This is a genomic window from Chryseobacterium sp. (assembly GCF_022712095.1).
In the GTDB taxonomy this organism is placed as follows: domain Bacteria; phylum Bacteroidota; class Bacteroidia; order Flavobacteriales; family Weeksellaceae; genus Chryseobacterium.
In genome coordinates this window covers 1-18,930 of sequence record NZ_JALAHD010000164.1, presented here as the reverse complement: position 1 = coordinate 18,930, position 18,930 = coordinate 1, and the positions used below count along the sequence as shown (strand labels likewise).

General features: G+C 34.2%; 21 protein-coding genes. 1 reads left to right on the top strand and 20 read right to left on the bottom strand.

The genetic code is table 11. The annotated features are described in order from the left end of the window. The coding region (locus tag Q0A18_RS08325) for an integrase core domain-containing protein (RefSeq protein WP_292009687.1) at window positions 1-712 on the top strand (712 nt) is incomplete at its 5' end. 111 nt (window positions 713-823) lie between these two features. Here the strand turns inward: Q0A18_RS08325 and Q0A18_RS08320 are convergent. Genes Q0A18_RS08320 through mobC form a run of 20 tightly spaced genes read right to left on the bottom strand, consistent with a single transcriptional unit; the run spans window position 824 to window position 18,523 of the window. Then, on the bottom strand, window positions 824-1,543 hold the full coding sequence (locus Q0A18_RS08320; RefSeq protein WP_292009686.1) for a hypothetical protein: 720 nt from the start codon (window positions 1,541-1,543) through the stop codon (window positions 824-826). After that, window positions 1,536-2,378 (bottom strand): M23 family metallopeptidase, encoded by an 843-nt coding sequence (locus tag Q0A18_RS08315; RefSeq protein WP_292009685.1) that lies wholly within the window; start codon window positions 2,376-2,378, stop codon window positions 1,536-1,538. The genes Q0A18_RS08320 and Q0A18_RS08315 overlap by 8 nt, the downstream gene beginning before the upstream one ends. Window positions 2,379-2,382: 4 nt before the next feature. Beyond that, window positions 2,383-4,371 (bottom strand): type IV secretion system DNA-binding domain-containing protein, encoded by a 1,989-nt coding sequence (locus Q0A18_RS08310; protein ID WP_292009684.1) that lies wholly within the window; start codon window positions 4,369-4,371, stop codon window positions 2,383-2,385. Window positions 4,372-4,382: 11 nt separating this feature from the next. After that, complete coding sequence (locus Q0A18_RS08305) at window positions 4,383-5,252, bottom strand: DUF4138 domain-containing protein (RefSeq protein WP_292009683.1); 870 nt, start codon at window positions 5,250-5,252, stop codon at window positions 4,383-4,385. A 4-nt stretch (window positions 5,253-5,256) separates the two neighbouring features. Then, window positions 5,257-6,462, bottom strand: a complete 1,206-nt coding sequence (gene traM / locus Q0A18_RS08300) for a conjugative transposon protein TraM (RefSeq protein WP_292009689.1) — start codon at window positions 6,460-6,462, stop codon at window positions 5,257-5,259. Continuing rightward, complete coding sequence (locus Q0A18_RS08295; RefSeq protein WP_292009682.1) at window positions 6,458-6,811, bottom strand: hypothetical protein; 354 nt, start codon at window positions 6,809-6,811, stop codon at window positions 6,458-6,460. Before Q0A18_RS08295 ends, traM begins: the two co-directional genes overlap by 5 nt. A 2-nt stretch (window positions 6,812-6,813) precedes the next feature. Continuing rightward, window positions 6,814-7,428, bottom strand: a complete 615-nt coding sequence (gene traK / locus Q0A18_RS08290) for a conjugative transposon protein TraK (protein WP_292009681.1) — start codon at window positions 7,426-7,428, stop codon at window positions 6,814-6,816. Window positions 7,429-7,438: 10 nt separating this feature from the next. Beyond that, window positions 7,439-8,686 carry a hypothetical protein gene (locus Q0A18_RS08285; RefSeq protein WP_292009680.1) on the bottom strand — a complete coding sequence of 416 codons (1,248 nt, stop codon included), beginning with the start codon at window positions 8,684-8,686 and terminating at the stop codon, window positions 7,439-7,441. A gap of 1 nt (window position 8,687) precedes the next feature. After that, complete coding sequence (locus tag Q0A18_RS08280; RefSeq protein WP_292009679.1) at window positions 8,688-9,515, bottom strand: hypothetical protein; 828 nt, start codon at window positions 9,513-9,515, stop codon at window positions 8,688-8,690. Further along, a complete protein-coding gene (locus tag Q0A18_RS08275; RefSeq protein ID WP_292009678.1) occupies window positions 9,500-10,168 on the bottom strand; it encodes a hypothetical protein in 669 nt (222 codons plus the stop codon). The genes Q0A18_RS08280 and Q0A18_RS08275 overlap by 16 nt, the downstream gene beginning before the upstream one ends. Before the next feature lies 1 nt (window position 10,169). After that, window positions 10,170-10,892 carry a hypothetical protein gene (locus Q0A18_RS08270; protein ID WP_292009677.1) on the bottom strand — a complete coding sequence of 241 codons (723 nt, stop codon included), beginning with the start codon at window positions 10,890-10,892 and terminating at the stop codon, window positions 10,170-10,172. Between the two features lie 2 nt (window positions 10,893-10,894). Then, on the bottom strand, window positions 10,895-11,548 hold the full coding sequence (locus Q0A18_RS08265) for a hypothetical protein (protein WP_292009676.1): 654 nt from the start codon (window positions 11,546-11,548) through the stop codon (window positions 10,895-10,897). Next, window positions 11,535-14,609 (bottom strand): TraG family conjugative transposon ATPase, encoded by a 3,075-nt coding sequence (locus Q0A18_RS08260; protein ID WP_292009675.1) that lies wholly within the window; start codon window positions 14,607-14,609, stop codon window positions 11,535-11,537. The genes Q0A18_RS08265 and Q0A18_RS08260 overlap by 14 nt, the downstream gene beginning before the upstream one ends. Beyond that, window positions 14,581-14,895, bottom strand: a complete 315-nt coding sequence (locus tag Q0A18_RS08255) for a DUF4133 domain-containing protein (protein WP_292009674.1) — start codon at window positions 14,893-14,895, stop codon at window positions 14,581-14,583. The genes Q0A18_RS08260 and Q0A18_RS08255 overlap by 29 nt, the downstream gene beginning before the upstream one ends. 1 nt (window position 14,896) lies before the next feature. After that, window positions 14,897-15,220, bottom strand: coding sequence for a DUF4134 domain-containing protein (locus Q0A18_RS08250; protein ID WP_292009673.1), 324 nt, complete (start codon window positions 15,218-15,220; stop codon window positions 14,897-14,899). A gap of 45 nt (window positions 15,221-15,265) precedes the next feature. Then, entirely contained in the window at window positions 15,266-15,778 is a 513-nt protein-coding gene (locus Q0A18_RS08245) for a hypothetical protein (RefSeq protein WP_292009672.1), read from the bottom strand. Then, complete coding sequence (locus tag Q0A18_RS08240; protein WP_292009671.1) at window positions 15,775-16,065, bottom strand: hypothetical protein; 291 nt, start codon at window positions 16,063-16,065, stop codon at window positions 15,775-15,777. Before Q0A18_RS08240 ends, Q0A18_RS08245 begins: the two co-directional genes overlap by 4 nt. Beyond that, window positions 16,040-16,690: a ParA family protein gene (locus Q0A18_RS08235; RefSeq protein WP_292009688.1), complete on the bottom strand. Its 651-nt coding sequence runs from the start codon at window positions 16,688-16,690 to the stop codon at window positions 16,040-16,042. The genes Q0A18_RS08240 and Q0A18_RS08235 overlap by 26 nt, the downstream gene beginning before the upstream one ends. Window positions 16,691-16,718: 28 nt before the next feature. After that, window positions 16,719-18,191 carry a relaxase/mobilization nuclease domain-containing protein gene (locus Q0A18_RS08230; protein ID WP_292009670.1) on the bottom strand — a complete coding sequence of 491 codons (1,473 nt, stop codon included), beginning with the start codon at window positions 18,189-18,191 and terminating at the stop codon, window positions 16,719-16,721. Continuing rightward, window positions 18,188-18,523 carry a plasmid mobilization relaxosome protein MobC gene (gene mobC, locus Q0A18_RS08225; protein WP_292009669.1) on the bottom strand — a complete coding sequence of 112 codons (336 nt, stop codon included), beginning with the start codon at window positions 18,521-18,523 and terminating at the stop codon, window positions 18,188-18,190. Before mobC ends, Q0A18_RS08230 begins: the two co-directional genes overlap by 4 nt. Window positions 18,524-18,930: the final 407 nt, after the last annotated feature.

Sequence of the window (18,930 nt, the reverse complement as noted above, 5' to 3'; positions counted from 1 at the left end):
GGAAGCCAAATCTGCTCAAGATGGTCTAGTCCTTACTGAATCCCAACTTTCAGCACTGGAAAGGGCTAAGGAAGAGAAAAAGGCTCATGGAGAAATTGAAACTTATCATCCGGGATATTTAGGAGCTCAAGACACTTATTATGTAGGCAATATCAAAGGAGTTGGACATATTTATCAGCAAACTTTTATTGACACATATTCCAAAGTAGCATTTGCAAAGTTATATGACCGTAAAAATGCTCTTATTGCTGCTGACATGCTTAATGATCAGGTAGTCCCTTTCTTTGAGCAGCAGGAACTTCGTTTACTCAGAATTTTGACAGACCGAGGAACGGAATACTGTGGAATAAGAGAGCAGCATGAATACCAGCTTTATTTAGCGATTGAAGATATTGATCACACAAAGACCAAGGCTAAAAGTCCTCAGACCAATGGTATTTGCGAACGTTTTCACAGAACGATACAGGATGAGTTCTATGCTATAGCTTTCAGAAAGAAAATTTACAGAAATATTGAAGAATTGCAATTAGACTTAAACAGCTGGCTATCGTATTACAACAATGAAAGAACGCATACAGGAAAACATTGTTACGGTAAAACACCGATGCAGACGTTTTCCGATAGTAAGCCTATTGCAAAAGAGAAATTATTGGAAACTCTTGCAGAGGAACAAAAAATCCTTACTTTTGGAAGTAAGGACAATATTGGATAACTGACAATTATTTTTAACCCCTAACTGTCAGATAAAGTCGTGGCTATTACATCTAATATATTATAGAACTTAAAAAAAAACAGCCTTTTCAGGCTGGTTTTTTTCAACAATTTATCTTCCTCTTCCCTTCGGTCTATGCCATTTTTCTTCCTGCTCTTGTTCCTCTTCTCTCTGTTGATTTACATCTTCATACATATCAGGATCATTAACATTTAGCTGAATATCATCTTTACCTTCTTTCTGCATTTGTTTTGCAGGTCGGAAGATACTGTTAACTGCATTAATTTCATTGTCTACAATGTTTAGATCTATAGTAATTTCTTTTGCAATTTCCGGATACTGAGATATTTTTTCCAGAAGTTTTAATTTTAATTTCTCAAGTTCATTTTTATATCGGAAAGTTTCTTCTGGGTTTTGTTTTTCCAATACCATTTCAGTTAGTAGCTTTGAATCTTTAATCATGTTTAACTCTATAATACTTTTCGTTTTTTCATCAAAAATAAAAGCCGTTTTTGTCCAGCTCGGCCTAGCATTATTTTTTTCGTCATTAAAATTATACTGTGAAGAAGTATCAGAGTATTGAATTTTATGCTTACTTTTTTCAAGTACTTCAGATAAGTTTTTATCCCTTTCATAGAGATTAACATTTAATTGGGTGTTGTTATCTGTCAGTCTGAATGTTATTCTACTTTTATTATTATCAGCGACAATAGTATATCCTTGCAAAAATTTTTGGATATCATCCGCTGACAGTTTTTTAGAAAAGGAATTATCAGCTTCTATTATTCCGTATTTCTTTAGATCATCTGTGGGTAAAGTCGTGTTATTCATTATATATTGCAATTAAGTTATTTACTTTTATTAAGTCATTTAAAAAATGAGCAGGATTGATGCTTTTGCCAAATTCTTTTACCGAAAAATGTAAATGGGGTCCAGTAGAGTTTCCGGTGTTTCCGCTTTTTCCGATAATATATCCGGCTTTAACCTGCTCCCCCACTCTGTAATACATTTCTGAAAGATGTAGATAAGAAGTTTCAAATCTGTTGAAATGATTTACCTTGATATAATTTCCACCGCCTTTAGAATCCCAACCCACGGCAGTTACAATTCCATCCATTACGCAATATACATTTTCATAATTGGCTTTAAGATCAATACCATTGTGCATTTTTTTTGTTCCGAAAATAGGATGTATTCTTGCTCCATACGATGATGTAATGGTGATTCTATTATTGAGTGGCATTACAATTTTTGAAAAAGTCTCCTTCGGTTCTTCGACTAAATCATACATTGCAAAACCATTAGGTTTATTTGAAATATTCTTTTTCTGCATGAGTCTATTCTGTGTTAACAAGGCTACTGAATCTTTCAATTTTTCAACCTGTGAATTTTTATTACTGCTAACACTACTGTATTCTTTAATCAATGTTTTTAAAGAGTCAATTTCATTTTTTAAGTCTGATTTTGTAGTGATGTTGAAAATTTGTTTCCACGATTTTTTATCTTTCTTTTCTTTTGCGTTCTCTTCTAAGCCTGGTTTTTCCTTCACTTTTAAGCTTTCCGATTTCTTTGGCTGTGTAGGAGTAAGCGTATTAAATTGAGCGTAGGAAAAATGATATGCTAAAACCAAAATGACAAAAAAAACTTTTTTTATTTTACTTTCCATTCGATTAGGCTTTAACGAGTTCTGAGACGATTAGTTCAACTTCTTTGTTAATTTTCCTGAAATTAGTCATCAATACTTCTTCCTTACGATTCACTCCTGCTTTATCTACAAATGAATAATAGGACGGCATGGGTACATAATTCTTTTCTTCATTCTTAATGGCTTTCATATCTAAATTGATTTTACCACTGACTGCCGAAGTTTTATATTCATCTGTATCATTTTCTTCACCCTGAGCTATCATTCCTACCATCTCTCCAGTCCTAAGCGCAGCAATCTTTCCGGCAGGAATCATATGATCCATTTTCTCATTGATACTTGTAGTAGTTCCCTGTTGTGAAATAGATTGGGAATAAGATTTTTGTTTTATTTTTCCAAAAAGCTTTTCAAGCCAGTCAAGCGTATTCTTATCTCTTGCAGAACCAGAAAGAATATTTCCAACAATAGCAGAGATAGTATCCGCCACTTCTTTTTTATAAAACTGTCGAAGTTGTGGGAGTTCCTGAAGACCTAGTAGAACAGCAACCCTGTTACTTCTGGCGGTGGCTACAACATTATCTATTTTATGAATATAAATAGTGGGAAACTCATCGGCAATAATACCTCCAGGCAGATTATGCTTTGAATTGACAAGCCTTAGGGTCCGGTTAAGTACAGCTGAGTACAACGCTGAGTTGATATCCTGTGTTCCCGGATCTGAAGCAAGTATAATAATAGAAGGATGATCCCTGTCTGTTATCTTCAATTCTACTTCATCACCGGAAAATACCCAAAAGCTTTCTTTTGTTGCTAACCTTGAAAGAAATATTTTCAACGTTCCCACCTGTCCTTCCAATTGATCAAAAGCTTTGTTATCATAAGCTGATTTAAAAGGTGACAATAAAGAATACAATTCTTCATGGTCAAAAAGTGTATCGAATATTTCCTTATAGCTTCTGTTCATAAAGGAAAGTATATGAGGTAAATCCGAATACTTACCATTTTCATGAGTGGCAAAGAAATAAATACAGGATGAAAGAAAATTGATTGCGGACTGGGTAAAGAACTGATCTGACCCCCCTCCGGCACTTGCTCCTCCTTTCTGTAACGAGGAAACCATTGCTTCCGCCATTTCCTGAGCTTCAGCCAATGTTTTCACATACTTTTTAGCGAATGGATTTACTCTTTTGGATTTTTCTACTTCATTCAGATTAATTACATGGAAATCATAATTATAATCTGACTCTTTACTTTTCCTCAGTAAATAATGGTAATAAGCTATTTGCGCTAAATCAGGAAATTTAAAATCATAGATGCAGAGACAAAATCCTTTTGCAATCATCTGTCTGATTGCAGGATTAATCACTCCGAAAGATTTACCTGATCCTGGTGTTCCGATTACCATTGTACCTCTAAAAGGATTGATATTCATCCATCCCTTGTTGCTTTTCCCTTTATATCTGAATAAATAAGGAATGTTAATATTCGTATCGGATTCTACATATTCCTGATTCTGGTCAAAAGATTCTTCTTCTACATTCCATCTGTCTTTGCCCATTTTTTGCTGCATCAGCTTGGAAATACTATCTGCTCCCATTTGAAGGATTACAGCCCCTAAGAAAGAAAGTATAGCATAAATCAGCTGATACAGATTAAGTCCTGGAAAGATTTTAGGGAGTTCTGAATTTCCTGCTTCATTCTGCCAAATCAGAGAAGAAAAAATCATAAGCAACCCTAAAGCCATAGGGATAACTATTTCTGTTGTGATATTTAAATCTTTCTTTTTCTTAGCTTTTGTCCCGATGGCAACTAATCCTATCAGAATTAATGTCGCAAATTTGGCATTGATCGGAGGATAAATAAAGCTCATTTTTGAGAAATTCTTCAACAAATTCGAGACTACCGGTACATTCGCATTGAGGTAGAAAAGTGATGCACAGTCTAAAGCAACAATGGCATACACCGCCTTTTGCAGGAATCCATAAATTTTTATTTGGTGCTGTTGTTCTTGCATTATAATATTTTTTAGAATGTATCTGCTTTAAGAATTTCAGAATAGTTTACTTTCATCTCAATGGTTCTTCCAGAGAGCTGTTCTTCAATTAAGCGGATCATCATTACTTTAGAATTAGGATAGGTGAACTTTTTGAAAACATAAATATTTCTGAAATTTTTTCTAAAGTGCTTTTGAGCATTGAGCTGGAAAAGTGGTGTCATATCAATACTTTGATTGTTTGTTGCTTTATAAATTTTTTTATCTTCTATGGAAAATTTTAAACCTTCAATATCATAGCTCAGATTAGAATTGTTTTTAAAAGTCATATCTAAAAATATATAATCACTAAGCACATATACATTATTAATCTGTACACTCAATCCTAAATTTGTCTCTTTCCTAATAGGATTTTTTTCAGATTTCTTTTGAATAATATCCATTGCAAATTTTCTTAATTCAAGATTTGAAAAGATCATTTTATCAAATTCTATAGGCTGCATTTCTTCAGGTTGTATATGGATATTCGTAATTGTATTAAGGTTATCCTGGTTTCTATATACAGCCTTATATTGTGCAATGAAAGATTGTCCTACTACTGTTATAATCCCAATGTTGCTTCCGTTGAAAAAGGAAACAGAGTTCTTCTGTTTTTCTTCCTGGCCGGAATCAGAATGGTCAGTGATTTTAATTCTGGCAATTTGAGTAGTAGGTAAATCACCTGTAAGCTGCTGAGTTGACAAATCAACGTACTGAATGGGTTCAGGTGAAATAATATGAAGGTTAATCCCTTCAGAAATTTCTATTTCGGGTAGAGACGAAACGATCTGATCTCTCGTTGCTGTTTGTGCTGTTAAAAACTGAGTTGCAGTTAGTAAAATGGTATATAATATAGCTCTCATTCTATTATTTTTTTTCTTGGTTTTGTAAATCTTTCAATTGTTTTTCATCGATTAAAAAGACATATGAATTGTACTTTAATTTTGCTTTATTCTCCTTTATCAGATTGGCAATTGATTTAGAAGTAGATGTAAATAATTTACTGCCTATACTGGTGAAGAATCCGGATCCTCCCATGTCCATCTGTGTACCCTGAACAGAATTGCTTCCCATTTCTTTGATCATGTCTCTAAAAACACTTTGAGGAACATAAAGTCCTTTCATTCCATCCACATCATAAATAGATAGGTTAACTGGGAAAATTTCTCCTTTGGTAAATACGGATACTATATTGAGGTTGACTCTTTGCATTGAAAAACCTGAGATTTGCCCATATAGTACGGAACCTTTACTTATTTTTCTATTTCCAACAAAAATATCTTCTAGCAGTCTGAATCTTATTCTGCTTCCTAAAAAACCTTTGTTATTTTCATCTATTACCGCTTTAATAAAACTGTTTTCCTTTTCTTTATAGAAAGCGTTAAATTCATTGTTAATCCCTGATTTGCTGACATTAAAAGTTGAATTAAGAAATTGATCCATTTTTTCTTTATTGGTCTTAAGCTTTTCTTCAGCTGCAAGTTTAGTTTGATACTCAGGATCACGCGCTTTTTCTAAGGAATCCATTACAAGCATTTGCTGTTTAAGATATTTTACAGGATCCTGCTGTTCTTTCTGAAGATTCGATTGGGATATTTCTGGTTGATATGTGTTTTCCTGCCTTCCGTAAGATTTATCATTGAGCATTCTTATGATTTCAGAAGACCTTTTGTAATCCTTATCTTCATTTTGCTGATTGGGATTATAATAGGATAATGAATTTCCTTTTCCCTGGTATTGAGCCTGTCTACCTGATACCGCTTTTAATGAATCAATTTTTCTTTTTTGGTCAGTAGACAATTGATCTCCATAGGTGAATAGACTATCTTCTTCCTTACCTAGTCCATCGAGCATGGTTCTACTATCATCCTTTTTGAAAAAAGCATCGTAAGCATCATTCTTAGTCATAATAGAATCATGGGTTTCACCCAAAGAAAGAGAAAGCTCTTTAGGTTTATCTTTTATAGTATCTTTTTTGGTCAGCTGAGCTCCCACATAAGTAAACAGAAAAAGAAATGGCAGAGCCAAAAGAGGGAGAACATATTTTTTTTCCTTAAAGTTGAGTTTTTTAATGTCCATTTTTTAATTGTTGGTATTGGTTAAACAAATATTCCACTCGCAGACTATCTTCTTTTTGCAAAGCATGACTATCCCTTTTTAGCTTTAAAGCTTTGAGCTCATTAACTATTTTTTCCATCTCTTTATCGTTGTTTATTAATTTATTCTCAGTGATCTGACTTTCGGAATAAAGGGATGGAGGCTTTATTTTAAATGCTGTTTCCGAAGGGAAGAAAATTCCCTGAATCAGAGAGCCTATAAATGATACTGACAAAAAAATCATTGAATAGGTAAAGAACGTTTTGGGATTCTTTACCGCCCAGTTCAACCATTTTTGTCCGGTTTGTTTGAAAAATGAACTCATTGTTAGTAAGAATTTTTAGTTTGATTGGATATTTCATCATTATTAATAATTCTCCAGTTTTTAAGAATGACCCCATGAGGATTATTCGGACTCCGTATGATATCATCAAAAAAACCTTCAGTAATTAATTTCCTTGTGATTACAGATGATTTTCTTGAAATCATTTGTTTTCCGAAAAAGGCGAATTTTTTTTGATCCATATTCAGAGCTATTGAATCTGTATGAATACTAACCATTGAACTGGAGGCAATGATTTGATTGTAGAATCCTTTTTCCTTTAGGTTGGTATATTCTTTTTTCCCACTATCATCAATGAGATACAATGACTTCTGGATATTATCCTTGATATAAGTATCATCCGGAGCCAGTGTAAAAAACAGTCTGTGGAAAAGTTCAATCTGGGCTTTGTACTCAACAGGTCGGTTTAAGAGTACATCTGTTTGCTTGGCTAAAACCGGAACTCCGTTATCCAGGATATAAATTGATTTTCTGGAATCCTGAATCATTTTATATGCAAAGACAAAACCTGCAATAACGATGAAGACCGCAAAAACTATGGCTCCTAAAGAAACGACTTTGTTTACTTTAATTCTTTGTTCTATATTTTTTATTAACATTTTATTGATATTATTTTTTATTATTCATAGCATTGTTGACCCTACCTGACGCGGAACCCATTGCTGCTGACTTTGCGGCTGCTCCGGCTGCGGCAACACCTCCGGTTTTAGCTGCTAATACTGCTGTTTTAGCTCCACTTGCCATCTTTCCGGCAGCACTTTTCATTTTGGTCATAGCTCCGGCTCCTCCAGCTGTTACAATTGTATCAGCAATTGTCGGGGTCATTAACACTCCGATCCCTGTAACCACATAAGCAACACAGGTAAAGAGCTGGTTATATATCATTCCGGAATTGGTTACATAGACCATTAAAGCATCTAAATTGGTAATGGTTCCGTTAGTTAAAAGCGTGTCATATCTTTCTATTTCCATCCCATAACCGGAAGCAATTAATTGCTGGCCAATATTGATGATGGTGTAGGCTACAAAAGTGTACAGATTGATATTAATAAATTTGGAAACCCAACTGTATAATGAATTTTCAAACCCTGGAATAAGGGCCATTCCAACGGCAATAGGCCCCAAAATAATTAATATATATGCCCATATTTTTTGAATAAAGAAAATCAGGTAAACACAAATTCTAAGAATGGAAAGACATACAAATTCAATGAGTTCTGCTACTAATTTTTGCATCTGGAACTGCATCCTGATCTGCCATTCCTTGATAGGCTGAATCAATTTATCTAATCCCTCACTGATATCAAACCAGGAATCATCAGCATCTTTGCCCGTATTATCAATGACATCCTGTTTAGCATCTTCTTCCGCTTTCAGTTTTATTACAGCATCCAATAATTGCTGTTGTTTTTTAAACCGTTCAATCCTCAGGTCGTTAACCTCGGATTCTATATCACTAAAAATAGTGATTCCAGGCTGTGCTATAGCTTCAAAAGGAGCCTGAATAAGATTAACAAAACCGGTCCAATACACAAGAGTAAATCCGATAAGAATAGGTTTTAACATAGGGGTAATTTCCCACTCCCTGTCTCCGGCAGCCATCTGCCATCCCATATATCCAAGATACATCAAGGCTCCTAATCCGCCTATAGCCCTTCCTACCAATGCCGATCCCGATGCATTATTCTGTACACTGGCATCCAGTTTTGTGAAAACATCCATAAACCATTTTTCAAAGGCTCCGTCTCCTTTTAAAAACTGTAGGGTATTACTGTAGTCACTATCTGTCTGAGCATAGCCCAGAACAGGTAAACATATTGCTACAAAGCAACATAATAAGGTTAACGTTTTATTCATTTTAATATCTGTGTTTATATTTTTGCATAATGTTCTGGACAATCTGCTTATCTGAAGCAGGAGTCCATGCTGTTGGCAAGGTAGAGGCTGAATGGTTCTTCAATATATTTTTGTAATCCAGTAAGAGTGTTGTCTTATTATTATATCTTCTGAGCTCTTGTACAAATCTTCTCCATTTGATAAGTGTTTCATGATACATAATGAACCTTTTCCCTCGTGGCATATCCATTGATCGGGAAAGAGAATACTTTTCCTTTATGAGGTCTAGATCTTCCTGAAGTCTTTTTAAAGTACCTGTACTGTTAAGTGTTTCGTAAGTTTGCTGATCCTTAAGTCTCCATTCTATGAAACCCTGCGGATTGTCAGGAAATTCAGTAATAGGTTTTAACATCCGTTTATAGTACAGGAGCCACAGCGGATCAGCATCTACTGTGGCAGAGGTCCAATGGGCAAGATCCTGTAAGTTTCTTTTATAAAGGGTGTCTACATCTGCTTTTATTTTTATTGCCTGTTCTTCCTGGTACTTTAGCTGTGCATACCTTTGGTTTTGTACTCCGGTCGGTTTTAATGGCCTTATATCCTCACCATCTTTATACTGCCGGTTTATTTTTGGCGCCCACATCCCCCAGACAGTGGCATAGGCAAAATTAGTCTGGACCCCTAAGAAATATTTAGGATAAGGCCTCCAGTCTCCCCAGCTCTCGAATACCATTCTTTTATGCTGTGCTACAATTGCAGGATCATTTAATCTCTTAACACTTTGGCCAAATAAAGTGACTGTGATTAAAAGAAATTGAAGAACAACTGTTTTTTTTAATAATGCTTCCATACTTTTAATTTTTGAATGATATCTTTCATAATCAGCCTGTCTACATTGATATAGTTTTTGAGTACAGGAACCTGATAGAGGTAAGGTATTTTCTTTGCGTTTTCCAATCTGAGAATGATGTAAAGAATGTTTCCATTAATATTTCTCACCCGTGTAAATACTTTTTCAATAAGCATTTCCCTATCCATAGCATCCATAAGAAAATCTTTGTCTTCATTTAAGATATCCTGAGTAACTTCCTGCTGAAGTTTCATAGTTTGTTTACCTATTTCCACATAATATTTTGAAATGAGGACCGCATATTCCGGATGTGTGGCAGATAAATCAAGCATTCGGTTTGAGTTGGTAACAATTTTACCCAGGTATTGATACAGATAGATTAGTTTTTTACTTTGCAAAAGAGCTGAATTTACATTCTTTAACTGTTGATAGATATATTCCTGAATGGCAATTATCTGGGTAGTCTTATCGTTGATTTCATCATACAATTTCTTTTGCTTTTCATAGGAGTCTAAAAAAGTCTGTTCACTGGCTAAACGTACCCCATGATTTACGGTAATTTGAGAAAGTAGTTTTTCATTGATAACTATTTGTTGTGCTTTTATCAAAACAGTCGTACATACCATCCCACTTACTAAAAGAATCTTTTTCATTTTAAAATGATTTGATGTTATCCATTATACTTTCTACCACCTGTCTATCTCTATTAAGGTAGTATTGGAATGCTCTTTTATTTCTATTCACCTTAGCTTTAATGTCTCTTATTTTTAAAAGCATATGAGTAGAATCTCTGCTTAGTTGTTTAACTTCACCCAAAGCATAATCCAACAAAACTTTCCGTTCAGATTTTTCCATTTGGTTAATAGCCCCATAGGAAAGGATAATACCTGCAACTAATCTTGTTACCATTTGTAAGTCATCTACGAATTGTACCTGAGAGGGCAGAACTGCTATGATGGAATACGGGGCATCATTGATTTCGTTAATAATGTTAGTCTGATTTTGAGTGATTTTTGTGATCTCCCGGCTCATGGCTATTCCTGTGGGTATTGCCTGTATAGCCAATGAAACAATTCTTAAGCGGTCTTGGATTTTTGTAGCTTTATCTTTGAAGTCATTCCACTGTGTCTGGTTGACTGCTTCAACACCAGCGTTCATTGTCTGCTTTTCTCGCATCTCTTTTTGCCTCTCATTTTCCTTAACAGTAGCATTTATTTCAATATCCATCATTGGAAAAGAAACATTTTCTTTTTCCCAGGCAGGAGTCGAACTTCCTCCTGAAGAAGTTAAAAGAACATATACTGCCGGAGCTAATAGACCTAGGAGAATTTTCTTTTTACTTCCATAAAGGTGACTAGTCTCATTCTTTGATTTCATAATTAGAAATTCTTTTTATACTTGTTCATGATATTTTCAACAATAGCCTTATCGGTATTGATGTAACCCGCAAATGGATTGATAGAATTCCAGAATTCTAACCTGTTTGCTCTTTCAATACGGAGTTTTATAGCTAAAAGCCAAAGCTTAAGGTTTTTCACATTACCTGAAATATTATGCAATATTTTATACCGGTCTCCGGCAGTGGCAAGATTAAGCTCTCCAGATTCCAGAATATCAGACACATCTGTCACAATCCTGAGGCTTTGCTCATACGTTTTCTGTGAAGCTTTGGTTCCAAAAATAGCGTATTGTGGGTGCTCAGAGGCCAATTGTACGATCTGCGAAGAATAGTTATAGCATTTATTAAGCTCAGAATAAATCTCCTGAACCTGAATTCCATTTTGCAGTGTCCCGGAAACCTCTTTTAAACCCTTTAAAATTTTATTTTGAATATCATTGGCCACTACCATCTGTGTTCCTACCCATGCCTGGGCATCTTTTAATTTAGAAGTTTCTTCAATGACTTCATTTTGTTTAGCCTTCAGATTTTCTGAATACAGAATCATTGCCGCTGTTACTGTAGGATCGATATAAGTGTTTTGAGCGTATACTAAACTGCCAAACCCTAAAAAGATGATGCTAATTTTTTTCATATTCATATTCTTGTTTATGGATTAATTCTGAAAAACTGATATCCTGGTCTTCTAATTCCTGAGAGATTATTTTAAAAACATTTTTTCCTTTGCAGCTATTTTTCATTCTCTCGTAGTAGGAAAAAATTTGCCCGTCCAAAGGTTTCTGATAAAGATTAACCAAGGCTACCATATTCTCCATTTTGTCGTTCAATAATTTGAAATCTTTTACAAAAAGTTCTAAAGCTTCATCATAGTTTTTAGATTTCTGAACGTAATATTCTACAGCTGATTTCTCCGGTTTTTCAGTAGTGTAGGTTAAATACTGCTCTAAAGAAACTTCATTCCCATACACTTCGCCTTTTGAGCCCCGCTTAAGATAAAATTCTTTAAACCGGCTCCTTCCAAATTTATTGTTGAGATTATTGATGGTAAAAATCTTATTCTGCTCGACTTTATTGAGAGATAATAAAGACGCTATGCGTTCAAAGTTGTCTTTAAACTTGGTTTGATCCAGCAGAATGAAGGTATCAGAGTTGTTAATGATACTGTCTTTTACCACTGCATTCCCAATGATGTCATCCAGCTCCTGAGTTACCACAACCGCTTCACCCCAGAATTTTCTTACCGTTTTATAGAGATAGAGAATGTAACCTCCCATCAGTTTACTTGCAATCGCTTTCCAGGCTTCTTCAATGATAAGTGCCTTTCTGCGGTCTTTTCGAAGACGCATTTTTTGAATGAAAGTATCCATGATAATAAGCGTTACAATCGGAAACAGTTTTGGATTATCTTTTACATTGTCGATTTCAAAAACAATAAATGACTCGTCAAAGAGTGTATTGTCAGCACTTTCATTCAGGGTTGTTCCATATCTCCCTCCCTTATAAAAATCCTTGAGGACAAATAAAAATGTTCTCAGATTAAATTCTTTTTCCGTGATATTGTGCCTCTTGTTATTCAGATGGAGGGGAAGAAATTTATCGCAATAATCATAAAAGCCATTAAATGAAAGTTCTTTTGCTTCCAGCTTTTCTTCGAGTTCCTTAATTTTTTTAATGATGGCTTTTCTAAAAGATTCATTCCACTCTTCGGCAGTTTTTGGCTGCTTGATGATTTCATTAGATTTAATGAGAATCAATTGGGTTTCATTATAAATCTTTCTTCTGTTTTCATCATTTAAAGTTTCGTATGCTTCATAGACTTTATAAAAAGTTTCACTATCATAATCAGGATTATTGGCATTTTTGTCAGGATGATAAAACTTTAACAGTTTCCGTCCTGCTTCCTTAACTTCATCAGAAGTGGCATCGAAAGCAATTCCTAACACATCATAGTAAGTACGCTGTACGGTGGTTTCATTCTCAAATTCTGTATAGATATCTTCCTCATGAATATTGTACTTGTCCAAGTAAAGAATTAATTCTTCTGAATTTTTATTTTCATACCACTCTGTTCCAGAATTGAAATACTGATGATAATAAGACATCAGTACATTATCTAATATCGATTTTTGCGCAGAAGACATGGATGCGTCCGGACCTTGCCAGATCAGGAAGATCAGGTTGGTTAAAAACTCAATTTTCTCAATATTGAACTCTTTCTTGTTCATCAGAAAAGGATTCATTGTGATCGGTTTTTCTTCGGTGTACTGAATGTATCTACCTCCTTTATATTGACAGGTTCCTGAATAGGAGTCTCCTGTATCTACTATAACAATGTCAAAATTATAGGTCAGGTATTGCTCAATGATGTTATTCATTAAGAAGCTTTTTCCCGATCCGCTGGGGCCCAAAACAAATTTGTTTCTATTATTGATCCGTCCTGTCTTCATAGGTAAATCAGCGGGGTCAACTTTTAGAGGAACTCCCTGTCTGTCTGTAAACCTTAAATAAAAATTAGAATCTTCATTCACGGGGTAACTCTCTTTAAAAAAAAAACAAAGCGCAGCTTCGCTCGTCGTCATAAATAAATCGTATTCTCTAAGTTCGGTTCCGTTACCCGGAATGGCCGATCGAAAGAGTTCAAGCTGGTTGTATGCATTTTTAGAAACAATGATACCTTTTGTGAAAAGCTTATTTTCAATCAGGGACTGTGTCCCTTCCATTTCTTCCAGAGTGTTTGCTGAAAAAAGGATTGAAAAATGAGCATTGACTATTAGCTGACCATCAATCGCTATATTATGAAGAAGGGTTTGAATTTCCTCTGCTATAATGGCATTGGAAGGAGAATTGTTAGCAGCACCTTCATGCTTTTTCTTTTTTTTATCAAGTTCTCTTTGCTGTTGTGCCTGAAGAGGAACAGTTATTATTTGATTGTATATAATAGTTTCATAATCTTCCAGTTCATTGATAAAGGTGAAATTATCTACTGCTGTTTCTGATGCCGCACCATTCCCTCCTAGTATAGAATAAGGTTCTATTTCGGATGGTAAATCAATATTCTCTACATCTACATAGGAAATATTTTTAACAAACCTGTTTCCTATTTGTAAATATTCATTGGTACTCTTAATATTATCAAATGAAGGAATCCCAGAAAACTGCATCGATAAAACTCCTGAAATATAGTATTCAAAATCTTTTTCGAAGAGGAACTCCGGTTCACAATCACTCTGCTTTAACAGCATAAAAACTTTAGAACATTTATCTCTCAGCTCTTTATAGCTTTTTTCTGAGAACCCGTAGTGCTTGTTTTTCTTTTTCAGTTTATCGTCAATGATATCTGTAAATAAAAGTACCGTCTCAATAGTTTTAAATAATCTTCCATCAAAATGCTCGGAATATTTTTGCTGAAGAAACTCGGTAGACTCTTCAGCGGTATATTTCTTTTTTGAAAAAATATCGAGCTTCTGTATAATTCTTCCTTCACCAATAATTGATACCACCTGGTTTAGAATGGTATGGAATTGAAGATACATGTCCGGATCGGCAGAATACTGTTCAACAATATTTTTTATTCTTATACCTATAATGGGGTTTCCATATTGTCCGAAAAGAACGTCAAAATCCCATCCATAATCTTTGGCATAATCGTAACCGATAAAAGGAATATTAAATGCCTGCTTTTTTATTTTTGTCATTTTTTGAAATTCTTTTGTTGGTTATTTTTTTAGGGAAAATTAAAATCTGATCAAAATTCTTAGTCTTGTCATAAAGACCATACTTGTCCTGCCTTTTGAAGATGAGATAGACACCACCGGCTGTAGTAACAAGTCCTAATAATGAGCCTATCAATCCAAATTTGGATAATACTAGAGCAGCGATCACTCCGGCTCCAATTACACCTACCGCATAAAAGATGTATTTACCTTTAAGCCCGAAAAAAACAAGGGGCTTTTTAAGCCCCTTGTAAAGATAAAACCCCATATTAGGCAAAGAATGCAGTTACGAATTCAGGAACTACGATCAAAAAAATCATCGCACCTCCATAACCCAAAATCTCTTTGTTTACATCCTGATCTCCATTGGTCCATTTGTTGTAAACTCTAAGACCTCCAATAAAACCAACCAATCCTCCTACTGCTTTTAAGATAAGTTTGATCGGATCCCAGTAGTCCTTAATATCACTGGCTGCATTTGAAATTGCCGCTGCACCTCCCTGTGCAAATACGGGAGTCATCGCCATCATCACCAAAACAAGAGTTAAAACTTTTTTCGCGTTTACGTTTCTTTTGATAAACTTTTTCATCATAATAAAAAATTAAAAATTTAGGGTAAATATGTATTTAAAAATCTGCTATAAGAAAGAGTGGTAAACCTTCTGTCCCTCGTAATTAGCCACCATCTGAACTGAGGTTTCTGATAAAGAAAGCAAAGTCTTCCAATCTGTTTTTTTTATCTTAGTTTCCTCTTTATTAATAGATCTGAATTCCTTATTTTCTGCTTCTTCAAAAGGATTATTTTTATCTTCATTTTCCTGAATATCATCAGCATTAAAATCATCCATGTCCTGCTCGGCTTCAAATCTTCTTCTTAAGTCTTCTATTTCCGGTTTTACATCTTCAGAAACCTCTTTTGCTGATTCAAACTCTTTTCTCAAAAAAGATTTGGGAGTATTAATATCTTCTACATCTTCAATCTCAATTTGTGTCGGAGGTGGAGTTTCTGTTTGTGCAAAATCAACAATTGAAAATTCTTCTGTTGTATCTGTTTGAATTATCTTTTCTTTTTTTAAAAACAGATCATAAACTATATTTCCGGCATAATAGAGGAAGTACGCTCCTAATAGTATTAATGAATATTTTATCATTTTGGGGTAATATTTTGTTTTTCTTTGATTTCTAAAATCTGGGCAGCCAGTTTTCTGAACTCCTGCTTTCCCATAGCGTACCGCATCCCTAAATCAATGATCTCACTGAGGTCTACTTCAAATGTTTTAAATTTTCCGAGTTCTATATGCAGGTCATTATCCATTAAAATCATCCTGCTTTTTCGTTCCTGCTCATATAATTCTCTCTCTGATAAATATTTTTCAATGTTAATGTCATTGTATTTTCTTTCGAGAGTAACATTAAATGGTAATTTGTAGTGCTTCATTTATTTGATCAATAAGTTCATTAAATGGCTTTTTCACAGCATATTTTTGCTCATATGTCAGCTTCCTTGTGTCTATGGTTTGGAGACAGTTTCTTTTGAAAACAGGACTTTCAATGAGCGTCCCGTATTTGGAGAGCTCTTCATCCATTTCCTTTTGGTTGAGATATTTGTAACCCTTGTCATACTTAGATCGGATGAATATTCTTTCAGCCTGGCTTTCTAATAATCCGAGCAGGTTTTTAAAAACCAGCGTTGATTTGACTGAAACATCTGAATATTCAAAAGGAACAATGATAAAATCACTATAGACCAACAAGTCACTATATTTCTCATCTAATGTTCCCGCTAAATCAAAAATGTTGATGTCTTCACTGTCTTTTAAGGCAAATAAGCTTTCCAGGTCTGCAAAAGGCTTCTTGTCATCTTCGCCAAAAACTTCTACTTCATAAAGCTTGGGAGATTCCAGTAGTTCATCTTCTTTCCATTTATTGTAGAAGGATTTTTGATAGTCGAAATCAAAAACATTAATTTTTCTTTCGGAAATACCCGACAGGTAATTGGAGAAGGCTATAGCAAGAGTAGTTTTTCCTGTACCTCCTTTCTGTGTTGCAAATGTGATGATCATAGTTTTATATTTCCAATCTTTGGTTGACTTATCTCTTTTTCCTTTTTCGTCTTTTTTTATTTTCGTTTTCTGACTGATCTCTTCCTGATCCTCCGGATGATTTGCTGAACTCAAAAATCATATCATTGATACTTCTATTCAGCTCTTTTGCAAGATTTTCATTTTTGTTTTCTGATACATGTTCCTGAATAGGATTCAAAAATTTCTGATACTCTTTTTCTCCAATCAAATACTCCAGATCACCTACATAATGTAATTTTGAATGAACAGCATAAAATTTTCCGGAATCTGATTTGATGATTTTAACATCACTATTCTTTTGTGATCTGAGATACTGCTTAACATCATTTCTCACAGAGTTAAATGTTTTTTTATTTTTCCTCTTTTTGGACTCAAACAGCATAAAATCTTTAGGTATATTTTGAGAATTTTGATTTATTAAATATTGTTGTAAAACCTTTTTAGAAGTGTCATCCGGAATGTTATAATCTTTTAAACTTTCGAATAATTTTTTATGTATCATATCAGAGGTGAATTCAAACAGCTCATTCATTTTCATAATTTCACTTCCTTTATAAACTGTACCTGTTTTATGATCAATTAAAGTATATCCAAAAGGAGCTTTATCATCTTTATGATGAAACACAATATCAATTCCGAATGTATCTCTCAGTTTTTTTTGAAGTTCACTTTCAAATTCAATTGTAGGAACAGTATGATCGTTAACTTTTTGTTTTTCTTTCGGTAGCATAGCTTCTTGTGCTCTCCGATCTTCTACTTTAAAAACTTTGTTAGAAAAGATTTCTTTGTACTTGGAAAGAATAGCTTTCAACTGCTTTGCTCTTTTATCGCTTTTAATATTCTTGAATGTTAGCTGGGTTCCGTTAATACTTTTCTCCCGAACTCCATTCTTTAAAATATCAAGGGTATTTTCATTGTTCTTGTTTCGAGAAAGGCGGAATCCATTTCTTTCCAGTAGAAGTTCCAATTGTTTCAAAGTGCCATATCTGTACCCCATTAACTTTTCTATTTGCTCTTCGGCACTTAATCCATACAGCTTTTCCATTATCTGCCCTAATGCTTTTTGGGCTTTGAGTTTTTCATAACTGTCATTGATCTTTTTACCAGTTGATTTATCAACTCTCGTGGAAACGATGTGAACATGATTATTTTCCGTATCACTATGAAAAACGACAATAAACGGCTGATCTCCATAGCTCATCTCATTCATAAAATCCTCGGCTATCTTTGTGAGTTCTTCTTTGGAATGTTCCTGAAATTTTGTGGAAATCGCGGCATGGAATTGCGGTTTCTTTACTCTGTCATTTTTTGATACCGATGCCAAATAGTTTTTAACTTCTTCTTTACTGCTGTTTTTATCAATAAAAGAAGGGAAATTTTTCATCAGCATCAGCTCGCCTTTACCTTTGTCTATTTTTTTATCGTTGTATAGTACTCCAGGAAACCCAGGACCTGCCGGATCCATTATCTTAACAATCATCTTCCAAGCATTGAATATATTTTAGCAAAAATTATATTCTGCTCCTGTTTCAGCTTTTCTATCTCAGAGAGCTTTTCTGAAAAGTTTTTTAATTCTTTTTCCGAAATAAACTTTTGCGAATTAGCTATTCTTGCTATCTGATTGATATTGGTTTCTATCTTTACAAAAATGTTGTCTTGCTTTTCAATGAACTCCAGTACCTTTCTCCTTTCGTCATCCAATAATCTGTCTTCAACAGAATCGATGATTAATTGGGTGAGTGATACCCGTCTTTCTGAACAGAGCTTTTTCCAAATTTTCTTTTTCTCTTTCTCTATTCTAAATTTTATCATTGTCGATTTGTTTTCCATCTTTTTTCTTCAGTCAGAAAACCCTGACTACAAACATTTCGTTTAATAATTATGGAGCAAAAGTGAGTTATAGAAAACATAAAAACAATGTTTTCAACACGTTACAGGCTATAAACTACTATTAAAGCCTATAAACTACATAGCATTCAAATTTTTGGAAAAAAGTGAGTTAATAAAAAAAATCTCTTCCAAGAAAAAAAACGAGTTCCGAAGTTTTTTCCCCTTTTTTGAAAAAAAGGCAAGATAGTCTTTGAACCAAAAATTTTGAAAAAATTGTGGGTACAAAGACACATCTTGCTACGTAAATTCGTCTCGTTTTTAAGACCTCTAAAATAAATTATAAAAATAATAACATTGAAACATAAACAACTGACTTTCAGTAGTTATAT

Coding starts and splice junctions, on each gene's coding strand:
- Q0A18_RS08320 (WP_292009686.1), bottom strand. CDS start 1,543: ATGAATAACACGACTTTACCCACAGATGATCTAAAGAAATACGGAATA.
- Q0A18_RS08315 (WP_292009685.1), bottom strand. CDS start 2,378: ATGGAAAGTAAAATAAAAAAAGTTTTTTTTGTCATTTTGGTTTTAGCA.
- Q0A18_RS08310 (WP_292009684.1), bottom strand. CDS start 4,371: ATGCAAGAACAACAGCACCAAATAAAAATTTATGGATTCCTGCAAAAG.
- Q0A18_RS08305 (WP_292009683.1), bottom strand. CDS start 5,252: ATGAGAGCTATATTATATACCATTTTACTAACTGCAACTCAGTTTTTA.
- Q0A18_RS08295 (WP_292009682.1), bottom strand. CDS start 6,811: ATGAGTTCATTTTTCAAACAAACCGGACAAAAATGGTTGAACTGGGCG.
- traK (WP_292009681.1), bottom strand. CDS start 7,428: ATGTTAATAAAAAATATAGAACAAAGAATTAAAGTAAACAAAGTCGTT.
- Q0A18_RS08285 (WP_292009680.1), bottom strand. CDS start 8,686: ATGAATAAAACGTTAACCTTATTATGTTGCTTTGTAGCAATATGTTTA.
- Q0A18_RS08280 (WP_292009679.1), bottom strand. CDS start 9,515: ATGGAAGCATTATTAAAAAAAACAGTTGTTCTTCAATTTCTTTTAATC.
- Q0A18_RS08275 (WP_292009678.1), bottom strand. CDS start 10,168: ATGAAAAAGATTCTTTTAGTAAGTGGGATGGTATGTACGACTGTTTTG.
- Q0A18_RS08270 (WP_292009677.1), bottom strand. CDS start 10,892: ATGAAATCAAAGAATGAGACTAGTCACCTTTATGGAAGTAAAAAGAAA.
- Q0A18_RS08265 (WP_292009676.1), bottom strand. CDS start 11,548: ATGAAAAAAATTAGCATCATCTTTTTAGGGTTTGGCAGTTTAGTATAC.
- Q0A18_RS08260 (WP_292009675.1), bottom strand. CDS start 14,609: ATGACAAAAATAAAAAAGCAGGCATTTAATATTCCTTTTATCGGTTAC.
- Q0A18_RS08255 (WP_292009674.1), bottom strand. CDS start 14,895: ATGGGGTTTTATCTTTACAAGGGGCTTAAAAAGCCCCTTGTTTTTTTC.
- Q0A18_RS08250 (WP_292009673.1), bottom strand. CDS start 15,220: ATGATGAAAAAGTTTATCAAAAGAAACGTAAACGCGAAAAAAGTTTTA.
- Q0A18_RS08245 (WP_292009672.1), bottom strand. CDS start 15,778: ATGATAAAATATTCATTAATACTATTAGGAGCGTACTTCCTCTATTAT.
- Q0A18_RS08240 (WP_292009671.1), bottom strand. CDS start 16,065: ATGAAGCACTACAAATTACCATTTAATGTTACTCTCGAAAGAAAATAC.
- Q0A18_RS08235 (WP_292009688.1), bottom strand. CDS start 16,690: ATGATCATCACATTTGCAACACAGAAAGGAGGTACAGGAAAAACTACT.
- Q0A18_RS08230 (WP_292009670.1), bottom strand. CDS start 18,191: ATGATTGTTAAGATAATGGATCCGGCAGGTCCTGGGTTTCCTGGAGTA.
- mobC (WP_292009669.1), bottom strand. CDS start 18,523: ATGATAAAATTTAGAATAGAGAAAGAGAAAAAGAAAATTTGGAAAAAG.